Annotated in this window: 17 protein-coding genes; 2 read left to right on the top strand and 15 right to left on the bottom strand. The window is 52.8% G+C overall.

Annotated features, from left to right (window positions below):
* Positions 1-315 precede the first annotated feature (315 nt).
* The 8 genes from P6M73_RS08060 to P6M73_RS08025 all read right to left on the bottom strand — a co-directional run bounded on the left by P6M73_RS08060 (position 316) and on the right by P6M73_RS08025 (position 10,038).
* Complete coding sequence (locus P6M73_RS08060) at positions 316-1,497, bottom strand: M20 metallopeptidase family protein (protein ID WP_277855596.1); 1,182 nt, start codon at positions 1,495-1,497, stop codon at positions 316-318.
* Between the two features lie 713 nt (positions 1,498-2,210).
* Complete coding sequence (locus P6M73_RS08055; protein ID WP_277855595.1) at positions 2,211-3,245, bottom strand: M42 family metallopeptidase; 1,035 nt, start codon at positions 3,243-3,245, stop codon at positions 2,211-2,213.
* Positions 3,246-3,247: 2 nt separating this feature from the next.
* Positions 3,248-4,213, bottom strand: coding sequence for an ABC transporter ATP-binding protein (locus tag P6M73_RS08050; protein ID WP_277855594.1), 966 nt, complete (start codon positions 4,211-4,213; stop codon positions 3,248-3,250).
* A gap of 2 nt (positions 4,214-4,215) precedes the next feature.
* The gene (locus P6M73_RS08045) at positions 4,216-5,211 is read right to left on the bottom strand and encodes an ABC transporter ATP-binding protein (RefSeq protein ID WP_277855593.1); all 996 of its coding nucleotides are present in this window, start codon (positions 5,209-5,211) and stop codon (positions 4,216-4,218) included.
* Between the two features lie 24 nt (positions 5,212-5,235).
* Entirely contained in the window at positions 5,236-6,147 is a 912-nt protein-coding gene (locus tag P6M73_RS08040; protein ID WP_277855592.1) for an ABC transporter permease, read from the bottom strand.
* 22 nt (positions 6,148-6,169) lie between these two features.
* Positions 6,170-7,099, bottom strand: coding sequence for a nickel ABC transporter permease (gene nikB, locus P6M73_RS08035; protein ID WP_277855591.1), 930 nt, complete (start codon positions 7,097-7,099; stop codon positions 6,170-6,172).
* 79 nt (positions 7,100-7,178) lie between these two features.
* Positions 7,179-8,723 (bottom strand): ABC transporter substrate-binding protein, encoded by a 1,545-nt coding sequence (locus P6M73_RS08030; RefSeq protein WP_277855590.1) that lies wholly within the window; start codon positions 8,721-8,723, stop codon positions 7,179-7,181.
* 184 nt (positions 8,724-8,907) lie between these two features.
* Positions 8,908-10,038, bottom strand: coding sequence for a M20/M25/M40 family metallo-hydrolase (locus P6M73_RS08025; RefSeq protein WP_277855589.1), 1,131 nt, complete (start codon positions 10,036-10,038; stop codon positions 8,908-8,910).
* 1,003 nt (positions 10,039-11,041) lie between these two features.
* Between P6M73_RS08025 and P6M73_RS08020 the strand changes: the two genes are divergently transcribed.
* On the top strand, positions 11,042-12,100 hold the full coding sequence (locus P6M73_RS08020; RefSeq protein WP_277855588.1) for an SHOCT domain-containing protein: 1,059 nt from the start codon (positions 11,042-11,044) through the stop codon (positions 12,098-12,100).
* A gap of 194 nt (positions 12,101-12,294) precedes the next feature.
* Here the strand turns inward: P6M73_RS08020 and P6M73_RS08015 are convergent, their stop codons facing one another.
* From P6M73_RS08015 to P6M73_RS07990, 7 genes are all read right to left on the bottom strand, one after another.
* Complete coding sequence (locus P6M73_RS08015) at positions 12,295-13,584, bottom strand: hypothetical protein (RefSeq protein WP_277855587.1); 1,290 nt, start codon at positions 13,582-13,584, stop codon at positions 12,295-12,297.
* 358 nt (positions 13,585-13,942) lie between these two features.
* Positions 13,943-15,346 (bottom strand): ISL3 family transposase, encoded by a 1,404-nt coding sequence (locus P6M73_RS08010; RefSeq protein WP_277855586.1) that lies wholly within the window; start codon positions 15,344-15,346, stop codon positions 13,943-13,945.
* Between the two features lie 201 nt (positions 15,347-15,547).
* The gene (locus tag P6M73_RS08005; RefSeq protein ID WP_277855585.1) at positions 15,548-15,724 is read right to left on the bottom strand and encodes a hypothetical protein; all 177 of its coding nucleotides are present in this window, start codon (positions 15,722-15,724) and stop codon (positions 15,548-15,550) included.
* A 217-nt stretch (positions 15,725-15,941) separates the two neighbouring features.
* Entirely contained in the window at positions 15,942-16,142 is a 201-nt protein-coding gene (locus tag P6M73_RS16985; RefSeq protein ID WP_489666499.1) for a sirohydrochlorin chelatase, read from the bottom strand.
* Positions 16,143-16,220: 78 nt separating this feature from the next.
* On the bottom strand, positions 16,221-17,393 hold the full coding sequence (locus P6M73_RS08000; protein WP_277855584.1) for an MATE family efflux transporter: 1,173 nt from the start codon (positions 17,391-17,393) through the stop codon (positions 16,221-16,223).
* The gene (locus P6M73_RS07995; RefSeq protein WP_277855583.1) at positions 17,357-17,563 is read right to left on the bottom strand and encodes an MATE family efflux transporter; all 207 of its coding nucleotides are present in this window, start codon (positions 17,561-17,563) and stop codon (positions 17,357-17,359) included. The genes P6M73_RS08000 and P6M73_RS07995 overlap by 37 nt, the downstream gene beginning before the upstream one ends.
* Positions 17,564-17,660: 97 nt before the next feature.
* Positions 17,661-17,936, bottom strand: a complete 276-nt coding sequence (locus tag P6M73_RS07990; RefSeq protein ID WP_277855582.1) for a metal-sensing transcriptional repressor — start codon at positions 17,934-17,936, stop codon at positions 17,661-17,663.
* Positions 17,937-18,544: 608 nt separating this feature from the next.
* On the opposite strand from P6M73_RS07990, the gene P6M73_RS07985 reads away from it, so the two are divergent.
* Positions 18,545-21,286, top strand: coding sequence for an ATP-binding protein (locus tag P6M73_RS07985; RefSeq protein WP_277855581.1), 2,742 nt, complete (start codon positions 18,545-18,547; stop codon positions 21,284-21,286).
* Positions 21,287-21,414 lie beyond the last annotated feature (128 nt).

The following is a 21,414-nucleotide window of genomic DNA, read 5'->3' as shown; positions in this document are numbered from 1 at the left end:
ATTATGCACTTCTTTTCGATATCCCACCTGAATAGTTCAATACTGTTAATCCATGCTAATTTTCACTTTCTTACTATGAGGCCCAATCAAATCGTTTTACATGCGAGACTCTTATATTTCTCCAACCTTGGCATAGCCCTGACCAGGGCAAGGTGATTTAAAAATTAAGTGAACCAAATGCCCGCTTAAAACCGAAACGACCACCATTCAGCTACGTGCGCTGAATGGTGGTCGTTTCAGTGCTAATAATTTTCCTGATCAGCATTCCTGATCGCAAAGGTAAGCGCTTCAAAGTGCTTCAGTGCCGGGAACCTGCTATGCCTGCAGATAGTCCAGTACCATCTGAACCAGCAGAGCCGAACCCGTTGCGAATGTGCTTTCATTGAGATCAAACCTGGAATTATGATGCGGACAAATGTGACCGTCAATGACTCCGGGATTGGTAAAGAAGAAGAAGGTACCGGGAACCCGTTCCAGGAAGTAGGCCATATCCTCTCCGCCCATGACGGCTTCTTTCATCCAGTAGACCTTGTCAGCTCCCACGATCTGTTCAGCCGAGCGGCTGAACAGATTTGTAAACTCCTCATCGTTGATCAGCGGCGGATACAGGTTCTCATAGATAATCTCGGCATCTCCCTGCATAGCCTGGGCAATGCCCTTGCACAGTTCCTTGATCCGTTGAGCTACCCGGATTCTGGTTTGTCCGCTTAAGGTCCGAACGGTACCTTCCATGACCACTTCATCCGGAATGATGTTGAAATTGGAACCCCCATTGACTTTACAGATGGAGAGAACCACCGAGTCCGTCGGCTTGGTTTCTCTGGAGACCAGCGTCTGAAGCGCTGAGCCAATCTGCTGGGAAATGGTCACCGGATCCACGGATTCCTGCGGGTAGGCTCCATGAGCCCCCTTGCCTTTCACCCGGATCTGAACTTTGTCCGTGGAAGCCATCAGCGGACCGGCCTTAATGCCGACCATGCCATGAGGAACCTCGGTCGAGATATGCCCGTTGTGCATGCCGATCACCGCATCCACCGGTGGATTCTGCAGTACCCCTGCCTCAATCATAGGCAGAGCTCCACCCGGATATTCTTCCCCCGGCTGGAACAGCAGCTTCACGCAGCCCTTCAGCAGATGCCGCTGCGACTGCAGGATCTTCGCCGCGCCCAGGAGCATGGCCGTGTGGCCATCATGGCCGCAGGCATGCATCCTCCCATTTTCAGAAGCAAACGCCAAACCGGTTTCTTCGACAATCGGCAATGCGTCCATATCTGCCCGCAGCGCGATCACCGGTTTGTCCATATTCCCCCGAATCAGGGCCACAATGGCATTGCCGTCCATGACCGTGTAATATTCGATCCCATGCTCATTCAAAACCTTCTGAACATAGCCTGAAGTCTGCGGCAGCTCGATGCCAAGCTCCGGGATGCGATGCAAGTCACGCCTCCAGCGAATGATATCCTCTTCGATTTGTTGTACTAACGTTCTAACATCCATGTAAAAATCCTCAAGAGTTCAAATTTTTCAAGGCTCCGATCAAGCAACCCGATGAATGATCCCTGTCCCCATACTTCCCAGACTTTCAGTTCAAGCAACCCTGCCCAAATCACTCTGTCAACCCTCTGCTGTCATGCCCTGTTGTCATACCCTGTTGTCATACCTTGTTGTCATGCCTTGTTGTCATGCCTTGCTGTCATACCTTGCTGTCATACCTTGCTGTCATACCTTGTTGTCAAACCCTGTTGTCATACTTCATTGTCTACTTTGCTGGCATGCCTGATGTTACTTTCCCGTTCTGTTTTTATGGAATATCCTTCGAACAAGTTTACTTCTTCTGATTCTCTGTATGTGACCAACTCATTGAGAACTTAAGAAGTGAACATTCAAAGCTTCTGGCTTTATCTTAACATAAGCTGTGTTCTTCGGATGATTGTCTCTGGTTACTGTTACCTTGAGCATTGCCTTCATCATTACCCTGAACATAGCTTTGATCATTGTTCCCTGCTTCCGATCCCTGTATCAGGGGATCGGAAGCAGGAGAACTGAACCTTCGGGTCAATCCGAAATGGGTGCTAAACTCGTCTCAGTGAACGATTGACAGAGGGAAACTGAAGGAAAAAGAGGGAAAAAGAGGGAAACAGAGGGAAACAGAGGGAAACAGCGGTTTCATTTGAGATATCCTCTGGGCTGATTTAAGTATCCCCTGGTGATTAGCTCCTGGCGTACTCGATGACCAGCCGGGTGTTGTTCTCGATGGCATCCCAGTGGGTGCGTTCGTAGTGGTGGGTGCCGTCGACCCCCATGCCAATGCAGGCGAAGTTGACATCCGCGCCCTGGAGGACGGAGATGCTGGCATCGGAGCCGTAGCGGAAATGGACGTCGACTCGGTAGTCGATGTTGTTCTGCTGGGCTAATTCCACCAGACGCTTGCGGAAGCCGAAGTCATAGGGGGTGCGGCTGTCTTTGGCGCAGATGGTGACGGCGTGCTCATGGGAGGTATGTCCTTCTCCCACCGTTCCGATATCCAGGGCCAGCATTTCATAGACGGCATCGGAGATGCCGGATACCCCATGGCCCAGCTCCTCGTAATTGCTGATGAACAGATCCAGGGTATGGGACGGCGTGATGTTGTTGTCCACCATGTACTTGACGGCGCCGAACAGGACGGCGACGCAGGCTTTGTCATCCAGGTATCTGGATTTGACATAGCCGCTCTCGGTGATGATGGTTCTGGGATCAAAGGTGACAAAATCCCCGACCCGGATGCCCAGATCCAGGGTTTCCTGTTTGCTTTCCGTCGGCTCGTCAATCCGGATCTCCATGCTCTTGGGCGTTCTCAGGGTTTCTCCGGCGGATTCGGAATGGATATGGATCGATGCTTTCTCCGGCAGGAACGAACCGTTGTAGGTGGTTCCGTCCATGGTTTTGATGATCAGGTTTTCCCCTTCGTAGGCATTCCAGGGGAAGTTGCCGATGTTCGCGATGCGGCAGCGGCCATTGGACTTGATCTCCGACACCATACCGCCCAGAGTATCGATGTGGGCCGCGATCAGGCGGTGGTTCTCATGATCAGTTCCCACCATCTGTCCGATCAGAGCGCCCTTCCTGGTGGTTCTGGTCGGGATGCCGAGGGACTCGAATTCCTGCTGGATTCGCTCCATGGCGGCACCGGTGTCACCGGCCGGGCTCGGAATGCTCAGCAGTTCCTGCATCAGATCCAACACGTACTTTTTGTCAATATTCATGCTTATGCCTCCGCCTTTGCTGTATGTAAATGACAGGCGACGTAGCTGCCGCTGTCCGTCTTGATTAACTCCGGGTTCTGGTTTTTGCAGACATCCATCCGGTAGCGGCAGCGGCCGTAGAAGCGGCAGCCGTCGGGCGGGTTGATCGGACTGGGCACATCGCCCTCCAGGATGATCCGGTTCTTGACCGAATCCAGCTTCGCGACGGGAATCGCCGACAGCAGGGCCTGGGTGTAGGGATGCAGCGGATTCCTGAAGATCGACTGATAGTCCGCCATCTCCACGATCTTGCCCAGATACATGACCGCGATTCGGTCACTGACGTGCTTGACCACACTCAGGTTGTGCGAGATAAAGAGATACGTCAGGCCGAACTGCTTCTGCAGGCTGTTCATCAGGTTCAGAATCTGAGCCTGAATGCACACATCCAGCGCCGAAACCGGCTCGTCCAGCACAATGAACTCCGGCTGCAGCGCCAGCGCCCGGGCAATGCCGATGCGCTGCCGCCGACCACCGTCCAGTTCGTGAGGGAATGCATTGATTAAGCGCTCCTCCAGACCGACGACCTCCATGACCTCACGCACCCGAGCCTGAGTTTCCGCGCTGGTTTTGTACACGCGGTTGACATAAAGCGGCTCGGCAATGATCTCCGCCGCGCTCAGCCGCGGATTCAGCGAGGAATACGGATCCTGGAACACGATCTGCATCTTCTTGCGCATGTTCTTCATATCCCGGCTGCCGTAAGGCACGATGTCCTCGCCTTGGTAGATGACCTGCCCGCTGGTGGGCTCATGCAGACGCATGATGGCCCGGCCCGTCGTGGACTTACCGCAGCCCGATTCTCCAACCAGCCCCAGGGTTTCCCCCTTGTTGATGTAGAAACTGACATCATCGATGGCATGGAGCATCCCTTTTTTCGTCTTGAAATACTTCTTGAGATTATTGACTTCAATTAATTTTTCTGCCATACCTATCTTCCTTTTCCCATCACGGCACTGTCTTCATACAAGAAACACCGGACATAATGACCCGGTTCCACTTCAAACTTGCCCGGCTTGGATTCCGAGCACTTCGGCATCACCTTCGGGCAGCGCGGATGGAACGGACAGCCGCTGGGCAGATTCGTCGGGTCCGGGGTCAGCCCCTGAATGACCTGAAGCTCCTCCTGATCCGTTTCCAGATCCGGAATCGAATTAAACAGGCCGTTGGTGTAGGGATGCAGCGGATTGGAGTAGAGAGCCCGCTTATTGGCGTACTCCACGGCATTGCCCGCATACATGATGGCCACATGGTCGCAGATTTCGGCCACGATGCCCAGATCATGGGTAATCATGATCATGGACGTCTGATACTGCTCCTTGAGCTGTTTCATCAGTTCCAGCACCTGCGCCTGAATCGTAACATCCAGGGCCGTCGTCGGCTCATCGGCAATCAGCAGGCTGGGGTTGCAGGCCAGCGCGATGGCGATGACCACGCGCTGCTTCATGCCGCCGCTGAACTGATGCGGATAATCCTTGGCCCGCTCTTTCCGGATCCCAACGGTCTCCAGCATGATCTCGGCCTTCTTCCCGGCTTCCACCTTGTTCACCGACTCATGCAGCTGGATCATTTCGGCGATCTGATCGCCGACCGTCATGACCGGGTTTAAGGAGGTCATGGGATCCTGGAAGATCATGGCGATCTTCTCGCCCCGGATTTTCTGCATCTCCCGCTCGGACTTCTCCAGCAGGTTCTCTCCTTCAAACAGAATCTCTCCGCTGGTGATTTTCCCCGGAGGATTCGGAATCAGCTGCATGATGCCAAGAGCCGTCGTGGTTTTTCCTGCGCCCGTCTCGCCGACAAAGCCCAGGGTTTCCCCGTAGCCGATGGACAGATCCAGATCCTCCACCGCGTAGACAATGCCCTCGTCGGTTTTGTATTGAATCGATAAATTTCTGATATCCAATAATTTTTCTGATTTATTCAATGCTATTCTCCCCTGGTCATTCGCTTAGTTTTTCAGTTTCGGATCAAGTGCGTCCCGCAGCCCGTCGCCCAGGACATTCAGAGCCAGAATCGTCATGACGATGGCCAGTCCGGGGAATAAGGTCATGTAGGAGTAATCCCGGATATAGCCTCTGCCGCCCGACAGCATCGAGCCCCACTCCGGGGTTGGCGGAGCAATGCCCAGTCCGATGAAGCTCAGACCGGCCGCCGTCAGGATCGCCAGGGCAACGCCCAGAGTCGCCTGAACAATGATCGGCGCCAGCACATTGGGAATGATGTGCTTGAAAATGATCCGGGCGTTGCCGGAACCGGCGGCGCGGGCTGCCTCCACGAATTCCTGGCCCTTGATCGAAAGCACCGAAGCTCTGACGATCCGGGCATAGCCCGGGATCGAGGAGAAGCCAACGGCAATCATCAGATTCGTCAGACTGGGTCCCAGAGCCGCCACGATGGCAATGGCCAGAAGGATCTGCGGGATCGCCAGGGCCACATCCATCATGCGCATGATGATGTTGTCCGTCATGCCGCCATAGTAGCCGGCCACGGCGCCCAGCACCCCGCCGATGACCACGGCAATGCTTACGGCGATGAATCCGACCTGGAAGGAGATTCTCGAGCCATAGACGACCCGGCTGAAAATATCCCGGCCAAACTCATCGGTACCGAACCAGTGCGCCGCGCTGGGCGACTGGAACGCGTCCTTCAGACTCTGCTTGTCATAAGAATACGGGGCAATGACATCGGCAAAGATCGCTACCAGGATCAGCATCACAATGATGAAGAGCCCGGCCACCGCCAGACGGTTCTTCTTCAGCCTCCCCCAGATTTCCTTCAACTGACTTTTTTTCTTCTTTCTGGTTTCCGGTAGTCCGGCTGCTGTTGTGTTGGCAGCCGCTTTTTTGTTCGTTTCACTCATGTCTGTTTACTCCTTTGTCCGACTAGCTGTACTGAGATCTGATTCTTGGGTCAACATAGGCATATAGCAAGTCGACAAGAAGATTCACTATGCTGAACATGATGGCAATGAACAGTACACCGCCTTGAACGACGGGGTAATCCCGCATCTTGATGGATTCCACCATCAGCCGGCCGATGCCGGGGATGGAAAAAATCGTTTCCGTCAGAACCGCACCGCCCAAGAGACCGCCAAACTGCAGTCCGGTGATCGTGATGATCGGAATCAGGGCGTTGCCCAAGGCGTGCTTAAGAATGACCACCCGCTCGATCTGTCCCTTGGCTCTCGCCGTGCGGATGAAATCCTGACGGATGACCTCCAGCATGCTGGAGCGGGTCATGCGGGTGATGATGGCCACCGACTGCGCCCCCAGGGACACGGCCGGCAGAATCATGTATTTAAAGCTGCTGAACCCAGAGGATGGGAGCCAGCCCAGATTTACTGAGAACAGGATAATCAGGAGCAGCCCCAGCCAGAACACCGGCATGGAGATCCCGACCAGCGCCAGAATCATGGTAATGGAGTCAAACCAGGAATACTGCTTGACCGCCGAGAAAATTCCAATGGGCACGCCCAGAAGAACCGCAAAGGCCACGGACAGTCCCGCCAGCTTCAGCGTGGCCGGGAATGCCGCCGTCAGTTCCTGCATGACCGGCCGCTTCGTAACATAAGATTTTCCGATATCCTGGTTCACCACCAGTTTCTTGATGTAGTTGCCATACTGGACCAGATACGGATCGTTCAATCCCATCTCATCCCGCAGTTCCTGAACCTGCTCTTCCGAAGCAGATTCTCCCAAAGACAGCCGCGCCGGATCCCCGGGCGTGATGTACATGAGCGTAAAAACAATGAATGATACCCCCAACAGAACGGGGATTAATAAAAAGATTCTTCTGATGATGTATTTAATCAAGATGATTCCCCCTGATATTTCTAAGTGCCTTATGATCAACGGGGGGTATATTGCTATACCCCCCGTTTCATCCCGTAGATTATTCGAACTTTACATTGTAGAGAACGTGGTATCCAAAAGGACTTGGAGTAAATCCTTTGACATTCTTGGAAGCTCCTACAACCTGCTCACCATTGGAGAGGAATACCCATGGTGCCTGTTCTTTGACGACTTTCTGAATTTCCTTGTAGACCGCTTCGCGCTCTGCGGAGTTCTTCATGACACGGCCATCCATGATCAGCTTGTCCACGGCGTCATTCTTGAAGAAGGAGTAGTTTCCGCCGGAACCGGCTTTGGAGGAATGCAGCGGGGCGTAGACTGCGAGATCCGGATCAGGAGTCTGGCAGGTCCAGCCAATCATGAACATGTCCTGCTCGCCCTTTGAAAGGCCATCCAGGTAAGCGCCCCATTCCAGAACCTTGATCTCGACATCAATGCCGATTTCCTTGAGCTGGCTCTGCATGATGGTCGCCATGTCCACACGCTCTTTCTTTTCATTGGTCCAGATGGTGGTTTTGAAGCCATTCTCAAGGCCGGCTTCCTTCATCAGGGCCTTGGCTTTTTCTACGTTGTATTCGTGAACTTCCAGGGATTTGTCCGAGTAGAGTACATTCGGTCCGATGGGTCCGACCGCTACGCGGCCAATGCCCTTCCAGACGGATTCCACAATGGACTTGGTATCCAGCGCATAGCTGATGGCCTGGCGTACCTTGCTGTCGGTAAAGGGTGCTTTCTGGTTGTTGAATCCCAGATACTGGGTGGAGTTGTCAACGACTCTCAGGATCTGCAGCTTGTCATTTTCCTGAACGCGTTTCAGGTCATTGGCTGAGATTTCATACGCGATATCCACTCCGCCGGACTCCAGCTCGATGGTACGGTTGGTCGGCTCCGGAATGACACGGATGGTCATCTTGCTGAAAGCGGGCTTGGTGCCGTAGAAATCAGCAAAGCGTTCCAGTTCGACTTTGTCGCCCTTGGTCCAGGAGACAAACTTGAAGGGACCGGTTCCTACCGGTTTCATGGCATAGCCGTCTCCGGCTTCCTTGACTGCCTTCTCGTTCAGGATGTTGCCGCCGGTATGAACCAGGCCTGCCAGGAAACCGGTCACCGGGTTCTTGAGCTTGACAACCAGATTGTAGTCATCGGTGATTTCAAACTTGGTGGTATCAATATCTCCAAAGATATGAGAAACGGTGGCGGATTCAGCAGCTCTGGTCAGTGTGAACTTGACATCGCCGGCCTTGAGCTCTTCGCCGTTATGGAACTTGACGCCCTTCTTCAAAACAAACTTGTAGGTGACATCGTCGACCTGCTCAAAGGATTCAGCCAGCATCGGCACAACTTCGCCCTTGTCGTTGAGCTGAACCAGGGTGCTGTAAATCTGAGCCATTACGTTGGATGAAGCGACGTCATTGACTGCGTGAGGATCCAGAGACTTTGCATCATAGGCGGTTGCCACAATCAGTGCGTCCTTGGCAGTTCCTGCCTGAGTTGCCGGGCCGGACTGAGCACAGCCTGCCATGACGGATGTCGCGAGCAGCAGGCTCGCAAAGATCGCCGTGATTTTTGCATTCTTCTTTAACATTTGTTTCCCTCTCTTTTTTTGGTTGATTGTCGGTTTCCCTTGGTTGAACTGGTTCTGATACTCATTGGTCGGATATTGCTTTACTGTGTTTCAGATTCCATTGAAGTACACTGCTTCCCGTGTCGCAGCCGGATCGAATGCCTGAGCAGATCATGCCGCAGGTCATACATGAAACCGACAGCGGTTAGTCGACCCTCAGCATGTGCGTCAGTGCCACGGTGGTTTTATACATGTCGCGAATGTTGATCGTTTCATCGACGGTATGAACCTGGTCCATGCCCACACTGATGATGGCACAGTGGTACCCCTTTGAACTCAGGATGTTCGCATCACTCCCTCCTCCCGTGATGATCGGTTGTGGTTCTATTCCAGCCCGTTGAAAGGCTTGAAGACAAGTTTGATAGATCGTGGACTCCTTGGACAGCTCAAAGGCCGGATAGCTGATATCCGACACGAACCGGTACCTGGAACGGTACTGTTCCGAAATCAGCTCACAGCACTGCATCATATGGTCCGTCTGCTCTTCCAGCTTCTTCATGGAGTGCGACCGGACTTCCGCGATAACAGTGACTTCGTCGGGCACGATGTTGGTGGCCAGGCCGCCTTCGATTTTGCCCAGGTTGACCGTGGTTTCAAAATCGATCCGCCCCGTATTCATCCGCGCGATGCTCTGCGCCGCCACCATGATGGCATTGATGCCCTTCTCCGGTTCAATCCCGGCATGGGCTTTCCTGCCGTAGAATTTCATTTCGATGTGGCGCATGGCCGGTGCCTTATAAGCCAGGATTCCGGCAGGACCCGCCGCGTCAATAATGACCATGTTCCGGGCCGGCAGCATGCCGGTATCGAAATTCTTCGATCCCTGCAGCCCCTGCTCCTCACATACCGTAAACAGCAGATACAGATCCGGATGCTCCTGGTTTTCTTCCAGGATATGCTCCACCGCCTCAATAATAGCGGCTACTCCCGCCTTGTCGTCCCCGCCCAGCGTCGTCGTCCCATCGGTCCGAATCAGATCGCCATCGATGACCGGCTTGATCCCCCGACAGGGCTGGATCTGATCCAGGTGCGCCGAAAAGCAAATCGGCTCCCGGCCCGGAACCCCCGCCCGGAAAGCCACGATATTCCCGCAGTTGCCGCCAATCCGGTTCCCCGCGTCATCCATCGTTACTTTGAACCCCCGCTGACTTAAGTGACTGCTTAACCACTTGCCCATTGGGAATTCATCAAGAGAAGGACTCTCCTGCTGTAATAACTCTAAAAAGGTTCTGACAAGTCTCTCTTCATTAACCACGCATATTTCTCCAATTTTCATCGTTCAGTAATACGGTCAGACACGTCACATATTTTCGGCAGTTTCCTAAATATGTCCGATATGTACAAAGTGTAAACCTTATCGTTTACCAAGTCAATATTATTATGGCATCCCATGATTTATTCGCATTTTCGCAACAATCCTCCCAAAGATTGCTATTTTCCTGCCAATAATTCATCGATGTTGTCCCCCTTTCTCCAAATTACTAAATCTACGGAAGTTGTCACTGAATACTCAAACTCACTCAGCCAGTCATCCCAGTTCTTTTTTAATGATTCGGAGTAAATAGTCCATCTCGGTCGACGATGTACCTCGTCATTGATGACTCTCTGCGTTCTATGAATGAAGGTCATTGATCGTTCCATCGATAATGTAGATATAGGAGAACCATTCCACCTCCAGCCTGTGATATTATTAAAAGCAATAACTAGCAGCTTATTTGGATCACTGCGGGGAGGAACCGGCTTTGTCTCATTATGTATACGAATTTAATTTTCCGATTCAGTATGATTTAGCTTTTGAAATCACAAGGAATACAGCCACTGGGATGGGCGGTTCGGTAGAGACTGATCTCAGTACCGGACTCATCAAAATAGAGCTGGGCATCCAATGGGATGTGGATGCAGTATCCTATGCAATCGGCGTTCGGACTGCTGGAACCAGAACCTTCCTCGAGATCGATGTCACTCCCCTCACCCGTAAATCCCTTTTCAATAAAGATGCGGAAAGCGTGCTGGGAAAGAAAGCGCTCCGGTACTACGATATCTTTATTTCCAGGCTGAACGACCAGCTGGAACAGCCCAAAGCATCCGAACCCTTCAGTTCACTGATTGGGACTCTCACTTTTCAATTTACAACCGAGCCAGATCCGGCCTATGACTTTATTCATCAAGTCTTATCCAGTTTCGCGGAAGTGAAGGCTTTGAATTCAACCAGTGGTTCCATTCAGGCGAACAGCATCGGAGCGTTTTACCAGATCGACATCAAATCGTCAGGAACCTCTTTGGCCTATGATGTTTCTATTGATCCCTTCATTGATCCGGCACTCCCCGTCAATAAAAGAAAGGTGGCTCTTGAGTATTACAAGCTCCTCAAGCAGCGAATTGGCGAGGGTTTAAAATCCTTTGATCAACTTTGGGACTTAATCCCGCCGGATGAATATACAGCAGCGATTCACCGGCCACTCGCGAAAGAGGACATTTACGAGGCCGTTCTGCAGACCGCCTACGTCTTTGGCTCTGTACTTCATACAGACTCGGATGCCAGCGAAGTTCATGTGGTTCGTGAAACGAAACCTGATTTACCCGGTTTCGAACTTCGAATCAAAGTGATCCCTTCTGAGCCGGAAATAACACTGGATATCAAGACACTCCCTGGAAAAGACAATGACCTCTTTCAGACAACCAAATATTCGAAGAAACACTACCAGGAGTTCTTGGAATTACTGAATCAGGAATTTAAGAAACCTCAATATTTGTGGCCGGAATTTCACGCAACCCAGAAAGCTGGCCTCCTTTTAGCGATCAATGAGAAGGACAACACGTTCTTTTTGCCGAGTTTACCGAAAGAAAACTCGTCTGCCGGACACAATCGGATATTCCATTTTGAAGATCTAATTGGATATGAGTTAATCGAAGATGAGGAAATCAAGTCAAAGAAGAATAATCTGCTGACAATTACCGGAGGGCTGGCTTATGGCCTGCGAGGGTCTGTTGCCGGATCCATGATCGGAAGACATAATAAAACGGTCTGCAACCAGATGCAAATTGCACTGCGATTTAATAATCTGAGTGACCCGATTCAGTTTATCGTTCTGAATAATCAACCGGTCAATAAAAATGGGGTTCGCTACAACGAGCTTCGCCATATCGCGTTGCAGTGCACTGCGCTGCTTGAAATCATTTTGAACAGCAACAAAAGCAAAACCCAGCCACAGCTTGTTCAGCCGCCGTTCCCTGCTTCTGATGCGGATGAGCTTCTCAAGTTTCATGAGTTGATGGAACGAGGAATCCTCACTGCTGAGGAGTTTGAAATGAAGAAAAAGCAAATTCTGGGCCTTTAACCAAAAAGAGCGATCAGCCATCCGAATCGGATGGCTGATCGCTCTTTTTGCTATTGCGGTTATTTCAATTCTCTTTTTTCTATTCCTGGATATATTCTTTGCTTGGATTTTTCTATTCCCGGATTATTTCTGATCCTGGGTTATTTTGCATTTCGACAGGATGGATCATAACCTGTTTCTGATCCTGCCCTGCCTCACTCCAGGTTGATCTTGACGATTTTCTTGGGACGGCCGACCCCTTTGGCGACAGCAAAGGATAGGACCTCGGCATAGTGGGCATCCAGGAACTTATCCAGGATCCGGCGGGCACTGCGTTCGGTGATGCCCAGGTACTGGCCCAGGGTATCGGAACTGAAGGACTCCACCTGATGCTTGCTCATGATGGAGAGAATCTTGGACAGGTATGTGGAGCTGATGCCGATCTGCTCGGCCAGTTCATTGATCCGGCGATCAGATACCTGCAGCGAGTAGACCTGTTCCTTGCTGTCCCGGATTGGTCCCCGGACATTGCTGTTCTCGTCCACGATGTAGAAGGCGGCACCCGAGTTCTTCTGGGCGATTTCCAAAGCAGTGGTGGCATTGTACTCCGCATTCCAGCCCGTGTTGCCAAACCCCAGTCCGGTATGGATAATGATCCGATCCTTTTCAAACTCCGACAGGATCTTGATGTAATGATCCATGCTCTCTTCATCGGCCAGAGTCCGACGGGTTCCGAAGATCATGTACTTGTCGTTGCCCACCTGGAACATACTGCCCTGAACTTCTCTCAGGTAGCTGATCAGCTTTTTCTCAACCAGGTTGCGCTTAATCAGGTTATCGTACTGCGCCGTTACGATGCTCTTCATGTTCTTGATCTGAATCAGAAGGATCGCAATCTGATTCGCGGTAATCTCGCTGGTGCGGATTTTACTGATCAGGTTTTTCATGGACATCATGATCAGCGGCGTATTCATGTTCAGACGAAACACCGGCGCACCCCGCCGAAGCAGTTCATCATAAACGGCCCGCAGGGCACTCAGGATGACATCGACCTTTCCTTCCTGCCAAAGAGCCAAATGATGCTCCACCACATCCGTTTCATTCATGACCGAATCATAAGGCATGGCGTAGATCGTCTCGATCTCCAGACTGAACTCCTTGGCCACCATGCGCACCAGATCTTCATCAATAATGTCAACACTGAGCCGCTTGAAAGGCACATTCTGATCCTTGATTTCCCAGAAGGCCTTGATCAGGCTGGAATCATTCCGGGAGATCGCCTCGTAGGGCTTGGTAATCCGCCCCAGCTTCTCCGCTTCGCCCAGCAAAGCCGTACCGGTAAAGAGCAACCCCTCCGAGCCATTCAATGCTTCATCCAGCACCTTGCCGACATCTTCCACCTTTTCACTGATATAGACCCGATACTCCATGCTCGGAAAATACTCATGGATAACCGGCAATACTCTCTCCACTGATTTAACAGGACCAATGATCCCTATCTTCATGAATCTCCTCCGATGTCAGATCGTTCACCCAGAGCTGTCCTGGAATCCAGGACAAGCCCCATTAGATTCACGCGGCCTGTCCGCGCAATCGAAAGACCTGATTTAATAAAAAGCTGAAAGCATAGCAATTGATCCATAAGAAGCCTATTTCCACCTATGCTCCGTGTAATAATCATTATACTAAGTAAAACTTAAGAACGGAGATATATTCTGATTCTTTTACGGTAAAAAAACAGCGGCAAGCAACAACCCGGAATTTTTCCAGGACCGCTACTGCCACTGCCACTGCCACTGCCACTGCCACTGCCACTGCCGATAATTATTTCAAAATCCGGATCATTTTTGCAAACAAAAAGGCTCAATCATAAATTCTGTGGGATGGTGGATTCCTTACGTACGTTTTACGACTCATATCGAATAACTTGAGGAAGAAGTATTCATCATCTGGATAGCCGTACCCTTGTCGACGTAGTGTCTTAATCTTGTTGTTGATCCCCTCGATTTGACCATTCGAAATACGGTAGGTCGCATAAGCTATAATCCCTTCAAAATGTCTGTCCATCAGGCGCCCAAACCACTGCAGGTGCTCATTCTCCGAGGCATAGCATACTTCCATGACCTCCGTGATCAGACTAGCCATTTCCGGCTCACTGGCGGCCTTGTACGCCTCCGAGAGCATCTCTTTGACGAGGTCAACTGTGAACAGAAGCTGGTTCTCCTGGATGAGCTGGTCGTACTTCTCCTCACTGCCAGGACGACGCGTGATCTCTGCCCTTTGGAAGAGCGTACCGCCCTTGGACAAGGGTTTGCCCTCCGCGGCCTCCCGGTCTTTGCGCTGCAGCGTCTCCCGAGAAGACATCAGGATATAGCGGGTCCTCTTGAGGGACTCAGCAGCTTTGTACTCACCCATCGCCTGAAGACGCCTCTGTTCGTCTTTGCGCACTTCAGCGACCACTTTGTCATTGAAATTCTTGATGATGTGGAAATGGTCGAAGACCGGCTGGATGTGGGGGCACTTTTCCTCAAAGGCTTCTTGGAAGTCTGAGTTCATGTCCGAGGCGACTGCTTCAACACCGTCCATCCACTCGAGACCGACGTGCTCAATGAAGTCATAGACGACCTGCTTGCGCTTGCCATGGGCGATCCAGAGGATATGGCCAGTCTCTATGTCGATGATATGAGTGGCGTACTGGTGGCCCCGGTGAAGCTTGAACTCGTCGATGCTGAGGCACTTTGCCTGCCGCTGGGGCTTGATGAGCTTGCCATCCAGGGTGTACATTTCCTCCAGGCGTTTCAAGTCGATCGCTTTGACTGTGTTCTTGCCAAGACCAGTAATCTCAGCGACTTGCTTGAGGTTGTAGGTTCCGATGGCGAGAAGATCCCTAGTGTATTGCAAAAGTGGTTGCGAGATCCGATGACCTTGTGCCTGAAAGGGCACCTGCTGGACTCTGGTGATCCCGCAGGTTGGGCACAGTAATTGATTCTTGTCGAATTCCAGGGAAGTATAAGTGTGCCCGAAGTTCAGGTGCCAAAGACTACATGAGGACGTATTGTTAATGTGCATGAAGCCCCCGCAGTTGGGGCAGGCGCGATCGGTGTCATCTAGCTTGAGGACTCCATGCAACTGAACAACACTCTTACCGGAAACGGCGGAATGCTGCGAACTATGCGTATTAGTAAACCCAACAAGAGATGAAGGGATGTGCAGAAAATTTTGGGAATCATTGATTGTGTTAGCCTGTCCATTCTGTGTATAATTCATTCAGAGCCTCCGCTGTGCTTGGATTTGTACATCCGTCCAGATGCATTTCCATCATAGCGCGGGGCTCGTTCTATTATCAAATGTTATGCCGGTTTGGGGAATGGATCTAGTCGGTCAATCCCACAGAATTTGTGATTGACCCAACAAAAATAGAAATAAGTTTCTGAGCTTTATTCTCATCACTTATTTCTATCAAACGTTTTAACGAGATAACATTCGTTTTAATTTAAGTTCACCTCGTCTCTCTTTATCTGGCGAAACTAAATTTTTGCGAATCTTTTTTCCTTTGTTTTTTGGGGTGGAAATAATCCTCACGAATGATTCCACTGCTTCTTTTGTTGTCAATGTAAAATCCTTCGTGAATGATGAAGTGGCCATCCTGATCCCTCCTGTTTTATATAATATGCTTTACTCTCATAGACTTTATACTATTTTAACATACTTAAGGATATGACTAGATTCAATCATACCCTTACTAAAAACGTATCAATGAAATCAATGGAAATACAATCAGCAGTATGTCGACTCAGAGTAATGAACAGCTGATTCGGCAGTCTTACTCTGAGTCGAATCAATCAAAATAAGTCCCGTTTGATTATTCCTGAATCCGTTCAACCAGAATCTCCGCCAGAAGGGGATCTGCTCCGAATGGCCGGCCCAGCTTAATGAGGCCGCTTCTGTTTTTAAGGAACTTCTCGATTTCTCCAGGAATTTCCTTTTCCAGATGCATGCCCGAGAATAAGAAATACGGGACTACCCGGTTCTGCGTGACTCCTTTCTCCAGGAGTCGGTTCAGTAGCCATCGAATAATCTATTCCTGCCATAATGTTTTATTCGCTGGATCAAAACCCCGTATCCTGGAAGGTACTCCCAGTTATTCGTTTGGTTTTGCAAGCAGAATCGCCGGTTCACCGGTGAGACTGCGCCGGCGAAAGCGCAGGAACAGGAAAATGGCCCGCATGGTGATATCGATCAGAATGGCCAGCCAGACACCGGCGATATCCCAGCCCAGGCGGATGCCCAGGAGGTAGACGCCCACGACCCGCAGGCCCCACATGCCGATGATGGTGCTGTAGAGCGGGGATTTGGTGTCCCCCTGCCCCTGCAGGGCACCGGCATAAATCAGATTGGCAGCCAGAGGCACCTGGGCAAAGGTATCAATCCTCAGAGCTGTGATGATCTTGCGAATGGCCTCGGCATCCCTGGTAAACCAGGTGGCAAACCAGGGAGAGCCGATGAACATGATGATGCCCAGCACGGCCATCACACCCGCCCCCAGCCGGAAGGACAGAACGCCATATTCATAGGCCGCTTTCCGGTCGCCTTTGCCCGTCTGATTGCCCACCAGGACGGAAGCAGCGGCAGCCAGGCCAAAAGCCGGCATATAGTTGAACGCCTCCAGATTGCCGGCAATGGAGTGAGCGGCATAGGTCTTGACGCCCATCGAGATAATCATCCCGAAATACAGTACCTGCCCCAGCCGCATCACCAGGCGCTCGAGAGCCGCCGGCACCGCCAGCCGGACCAGCTCCGTGTAATTGGATCGGGCAAATACATCAGATACTGAAAATCCCACCTTCGACTGCCGGATTTTCCGGTACATCAGGATCACTCCGACCAGACGAGCCAGAACCGTACCAATGGCCGTTCCCAGAATCCCCAGGGCCGGAATCGGCCCCAGCCCAAAAATCAAGATCAGATCCAGCCCGACATTCAGCACATTGACCAGACTGTTGACCATCAGCGGTGTTCTGGCATCGCCCGTTGCCCGCAGCATGGTGCCAAATACCGTCAAGAGCGAGATCAGCACCGAAGCAGCTCCCACCACCTGAAAGAACGGCAGCGCCTGAGTCACCACCTCTGCCTGAGCTCCCAGGAGCCCCAGCAGCTGCCGGGAAAAGACCAGGGACGCCGCCCCAAACAGAGCCCCACTGACCAGCGCCAGACCGGTGGACTGAACCGCGATGCGCCGGGCTTCCTCCGGCTTGCCCGCTCCCAGATAGCGGGAGATTAAAGAGGACGTACCAACCCCCAGAGCAATAAACACCGCCAGATAGATGGCAAAGATATTGCCCGGATTCCCACCGCCGTTACTGCCAGCAGCCCCAGCCGGGAAATCATCAGCGTATCAATGAACCCCACCAGCGTCTGCAGGATGCTCTCCACTGTAGCCGGCACCGCCAGCTCCAGTATTTCCCTCACCTTGTTATTCCGCATTATCTAATTCTCTCTTTCCCCAAAATATAGTTTCGTTGTGGGTCCGTTCAGACCCGTCCCAGCAGCACAGATCTTCTACCTGTGAGTGCATCTCCGATTAAAGAAACTTATCGACAGCCCGGCCGAGATCCTCCAGCACCTGATCATCGCCTGACTGCACGGCATCCACGACGCAATGCTTGATATGGTCTGCCAGTACCAGCTTGCCGACATTGTTGATTGCCGAGCGGACCGCCGACAGCTGGATCAGCACTTCACTGCAGTCCCGTCCTTCTTCGATCATCCGCTTGATGGATTCCATGTGTCCGATGGCCCGGGACATCCGGTTTACGATCCGCTTGGTATCCTGGTGAGAATGAACCTGTTCGCTCATATAGTCCTCCTGCGTTCTGTTTTCTTTCAACTGAAGTTTCAACTGGATTATTGACTGAAGTATCCACTGGATTATTGACTGAAGTATCTACTGGATTTTTGACTGTAGTTTCATTTGTTGTTTCATCCGAATGTTCAATGATCGCTTCCTGTGGTTTCAACCGGTCAAACAGCTGAGATTTATGAATTCCTGCCACAGCTTGCCACAGCCGGCCTCAAATGCCGGTCTTACTGAACCTATCCCCCCAGGGGGGATAGGTTCAGTATAAGGCAAAGCGGGTGCCAGTGGCAATCCCCGGGAAAAATAAAGGATCGGCAGCTGGGTTGCTCTGATGTTCCGGCTGTGCATTTTCACTCTGCTTTGTCTTCCTCATTCTTCAGATTGTGCTAAACTAAAGTGAAAGTTTATGAGTGAAATCGAGAACTATGCATCGGAAAGAACATTCAGGGTCGGGATAACACCCCGAAGAGCGCATAATCATGTGCTTTGCCCTGTCCCTATTCCTGGTTCACTTTGCCTGCCTGTTTTTGCCGATTCACTCAATGAGGCCCGCACCGGCCGCACCGATATTTGCTTCTGACAACGCGCCCTGCGCTGAGGAGTTTGCCATGGATCTTTTGGAAATCAACTATTTTCGACTCTCCCCCATCAAACTGAATCAGGAACCGCTGAATCTGCCCTACAGCAAGGCGGAATGGATTCTCTATCTGCTCGGGATGGAGGAGACCATGACGCGCACTCAGCTGTGCGAAATTCTCTGGGGCGATATGGATGAGGAATCGGCGCGCCGGAATCTGCGCAATGCCATCTACGTCATCAAAAAAGCCACCGGCCAGCCCCTGGTGCAGTCCATGGGCAAGCACCTCCTCGGCCTGGAGCCTAACCTCCATGTCCTGACGGATCTTAACGCCCTGCGCCGGACCGGCGAGGGCCTGCCGGCATTCCCGGACTTCTATCATGAGGACTTCCTCCAGTCGCGCCTGCCCAAGGAAGAATCCGGGCTGCGCGACTGGATCCTGCAGCATCAGGAAACCTGCCGCGACCACTATATCAACGGCCTGATGGAGCGCATCCGTTCCCTGACCGACGACGACAGCAAAGGCATGGTCTGCCGCCGCATCCTCGAACTGGATCCCTTCCACGAAGGCGCTCTCCTGGAACTGTTCCGCCTCACCCTGAAGAAAGGCAAGACCAATCAGGCCATAGAACTCTACAACGCCTACAAGCTGCGCCTGGGCCTGGAGTACGGCATTGCCCCCTCTGATGAATTCCAGGACATCTTTCACAGCCTGACTGACCAGTGCTGCGATCCTGCGCAGATGGGCTTCCAGTTTGACTATGTCGACCGCAATCAGGAGCTGGCGACTCTGCGCCAGTCATTGACCGACTTCTGTCAGGGCCAGAAAGTTCCTTCACTGTATCTGTGCGGCGAACCGGGTTCGGGCAAAACCCGCCTGCTCTCCGAGCTGGCTTTGCCTGAACCCGGGGCCGGCTCCCCCTGCGTGGCTCTGAAGCTCGAATGCTATCCCCATGAATCCGGGTACCCCCTGTTCCATCTGTCCGCTCTGCGCGACAGCCTCCTCGACGGACCGTACCGTCAGAAAGTCCTCTCCGCCCTGACCCGCGCCGGCGGCTTCGCCTCGGAATTCTGGCTCTATTCCACCCTTCAGGGACAGGATCCCCTGACCCTTGGTGCCAGACTGGTCCAGGCCCTGCGGGCCATGGATCCCCCTCTGCGCCTGGTTCTCCTGGTGGACAACTTCGCCGATCTGGACGAGTCCACCCAGAAGGTGCTGGATTATCTGCTCAGTGCTCAGAGTGACCGCTTCTTCTGCGTCTTGACCGGCCGCAGCCCGGACATCCTCGACTCCCCCCTCCTGGTTCATCTCCAGGAACGGGGCAATCTCCAGAAAATCCTGCTGCCCCGCTTTTCCCGGACTGAAAGCGAAGCGCTCATCACCCGCTACGCCACCCCCGAGTCGGATCCCGAAGCCCTGATCCGACTGAGCCAGGGCTCCCCCTTCTTCCTGCGCGAAGCCATTTATCGGACCAACCAGAAACTCAGTCTGTCGGAACTGTCCGACTGTGCCCGAAACCTGACCACCAGCCTCTACCGGGCAGCAGCCCCGGCCGAGCGCCGGCTCCTGGAAGCCTGCGCCCTGTCCCGCCGCCCCCTGACTCTGGAGGACCTGTCTCAGGTTCTCCAGCTGGATCCGGTAGAGTGCACCCGCCTGGCCGAATCCCTGTATGCCAAGCAGCAGATCGAGTGGAGCGTTGATCCCCTGGGCAGTCTGACCGTCCGGATCTGGCACCCCGCCTATGTCATGGACCTGCGCGGACGCCTCAGTGAATCCCAGACCCGGGCCCTGCACGGAGCTCTGTTCAGCCACTGGTCCGCCCGCTTCCTGGCCGAACCAGACAGTCGCGGCCTTCTGGACGAAATGATCTATCACGCCACCGCCTGCCAGAACCGGAAGCAGATCCTGTTCTGCAAGACCACCCGCATGGAACTGGATTTCGATATCTACCATGAAGTCTTCCCCGTACTCCGGGCCGGCCGCGTTCACGACCTGGTCTGGCCCACCGCCACCGTCGATGACTTCAGTCAACGCTTTGATGAGGTGATGGCCCTGTATAAGTCCATGCCCCAGCTGCGCCAGCCTGACATGATCCACCTGTACCTGCGCCTGCTCTACATTCATGGCCGCTTCTACAAGGATCGCGGCATCTACGACTCCGGCCTTGGCTCCATCCGCAAAATGATCCAGATCGCTCAGCTCCATCAGTTCCACGCCATGGCCTTCAAAGGCTACATCCAGCTGATCCACCACTGCATCAACCAGGCCGACTACACCGGCATGAGCGAAATCATCAATCTGGTCCGAGACAGCCTGTGGGAACAGCTGACCCCCTTCGACCAGATGATGCTCAATAAATTCCACGGCTTCTCCCTGCTGCTGTCCGGCCACCAGTCTCAGGGCGAAGTCCTCCTGTCGGAAGTCCTTGATTTCTACACCCGGCAGGACATCCTGGAAGAGTATGCCCTGTGCCAGGCCTCCGTCCACTTCTTCCTCGGAGAAGGGGCCCGGGTCAACGGCGATCTGCCCACCGCCCTGGACCACTACGAAGACGCCATGAGTCTGTGCAACGAAGAAAGCGACCTCGCCACTATGGCTATCCTCCTCTCCCGCATCGGCACCCTGCAGTACCAGCTCGGAGAAACCGACGCAGCCCTGTTCTACCTGCGCCGCAGCGTCGCCTGCTATGACTCCGTCATATTTTCATGGGGCCGGCAGGAAGCCCAGGAACTGCTCAGCCGCCTGACCAGCTCCCCTCCCGCCCACCGCTGAGACAGCCAAGGCATCCCGTCAGAAGCGATCAGCACTGCAGCCCTGCCGCTCCTTCGGCAGAAAGTTCAGTCCTGACTGCCGCTCCTTCGGCGAAGAATCGAAACCCATCGGCAAACCCGTCAATTCAT

The organism is Anaerococcoides asporogena (assembly GCF_029590275.1).
Taxonomy (GTDB): domain Bacteria; phylum Bacillota; class Clostridia; order Clostridiales; family Clostridiaceae; genus JG1575.
The sequence above is the reverse complement of the archived record's forward strand: the minus strand, read 5'-3'. Positions and strand labels throughout refer to the sequence as shown.

What these genes read in the sequence shown, in the direction of transcription:
- P6M73_RS08060 (WP_277855596.1), bottom strand. Translation starts at nt 1,497, where the DNA reads ATGGATGTTAGAACGTTAGTACAACAAATCGAAGAGGATATCATTCGC.
- P6M73_RS08055 (WP_277855595.1), bottom strand. Translation starts at nt 3,245, where the DNA reads ATGAATATTGACAAAAAGTACGTGTTGGATCTGATGCAGGAACTGCTG.
- P6M73_RS08050 (WP_277855594.1), bottom strand. Translation starts at nt 4,213, where the DNA reads ATGGCAGAAAAATTAATTGAAGTCAATAATCTCAAGAAGTATTTCAAG.
- P6M73_RS08040 (WP_277855592.1), bottom strand. Translation starts at nt 6,147, where the DNA reads ATGAGTGAAACGAACAAAAAAGCGGCTGCCAACACAACAGCAGCCGGA.
- P6M73_RS08030 (WP_277855590.1), bottom strand. Translation starts at nt 8,723, where the DNA reads ATGTTAAAGAAGAATGCAAAAATCACGGCGATCTTTGCGAGCCTGCTG.
- P6M73_RS08025 (WP_277855589.1), bottom strand. Translation starts at nt 10,038, where the DNA reads ATGAAAATTGGAGAAATATGCGTGGTTAATGAAGAGAGACTTGTCAGA.
- P6M73_RS08015 (WP_277855587.1), bottom strand. Translation starts at nt 13,584, where the DNA reads ATGAAGATAGGGATCATTGGTCCTGTTAAATCAGTGGAGAGAGTATTG.
- P6M73_RS08010 (WP_277855586.1), bottom strand. Translation starts at nt 15,346, where the DNA reads ATGAATTATACACAGAATGGACAGGCTAACACAATCAATGATTCCCAA.
- P6M73_RS08005 (WP_277855585.1), bottom strand. Translation starts at nt 15,724, where the DNA reads ATGGCCACTTCATCATTCACGAAGGATTTTACATTGACAACAAAAGAA.
- P6M73_RS07995 (WP_277855583.1), bottom strand. Translation starts at nt 17,563, where the DNA reads ATGCGGAATAACAAGGTGAGGGAAATACTGGAGCTGGCGGTGCCGGCT.
- P6M73_RS07990 (WP_277855582.1), bottom strand. Translation starts at nt 17,936, where the DNA reads ATGAGCGAACAGGTTCATTCTCACCAGGATACCAAGCGGATCGTAAAC.
- P6M73_RS07985 (WP_277855581.1), top strand. Translation starts at nt 18,545, where the DNA reads ATGGATCTTTTGGAAATCAACTATTTTCGACTCTCCCCCATCAAACTG.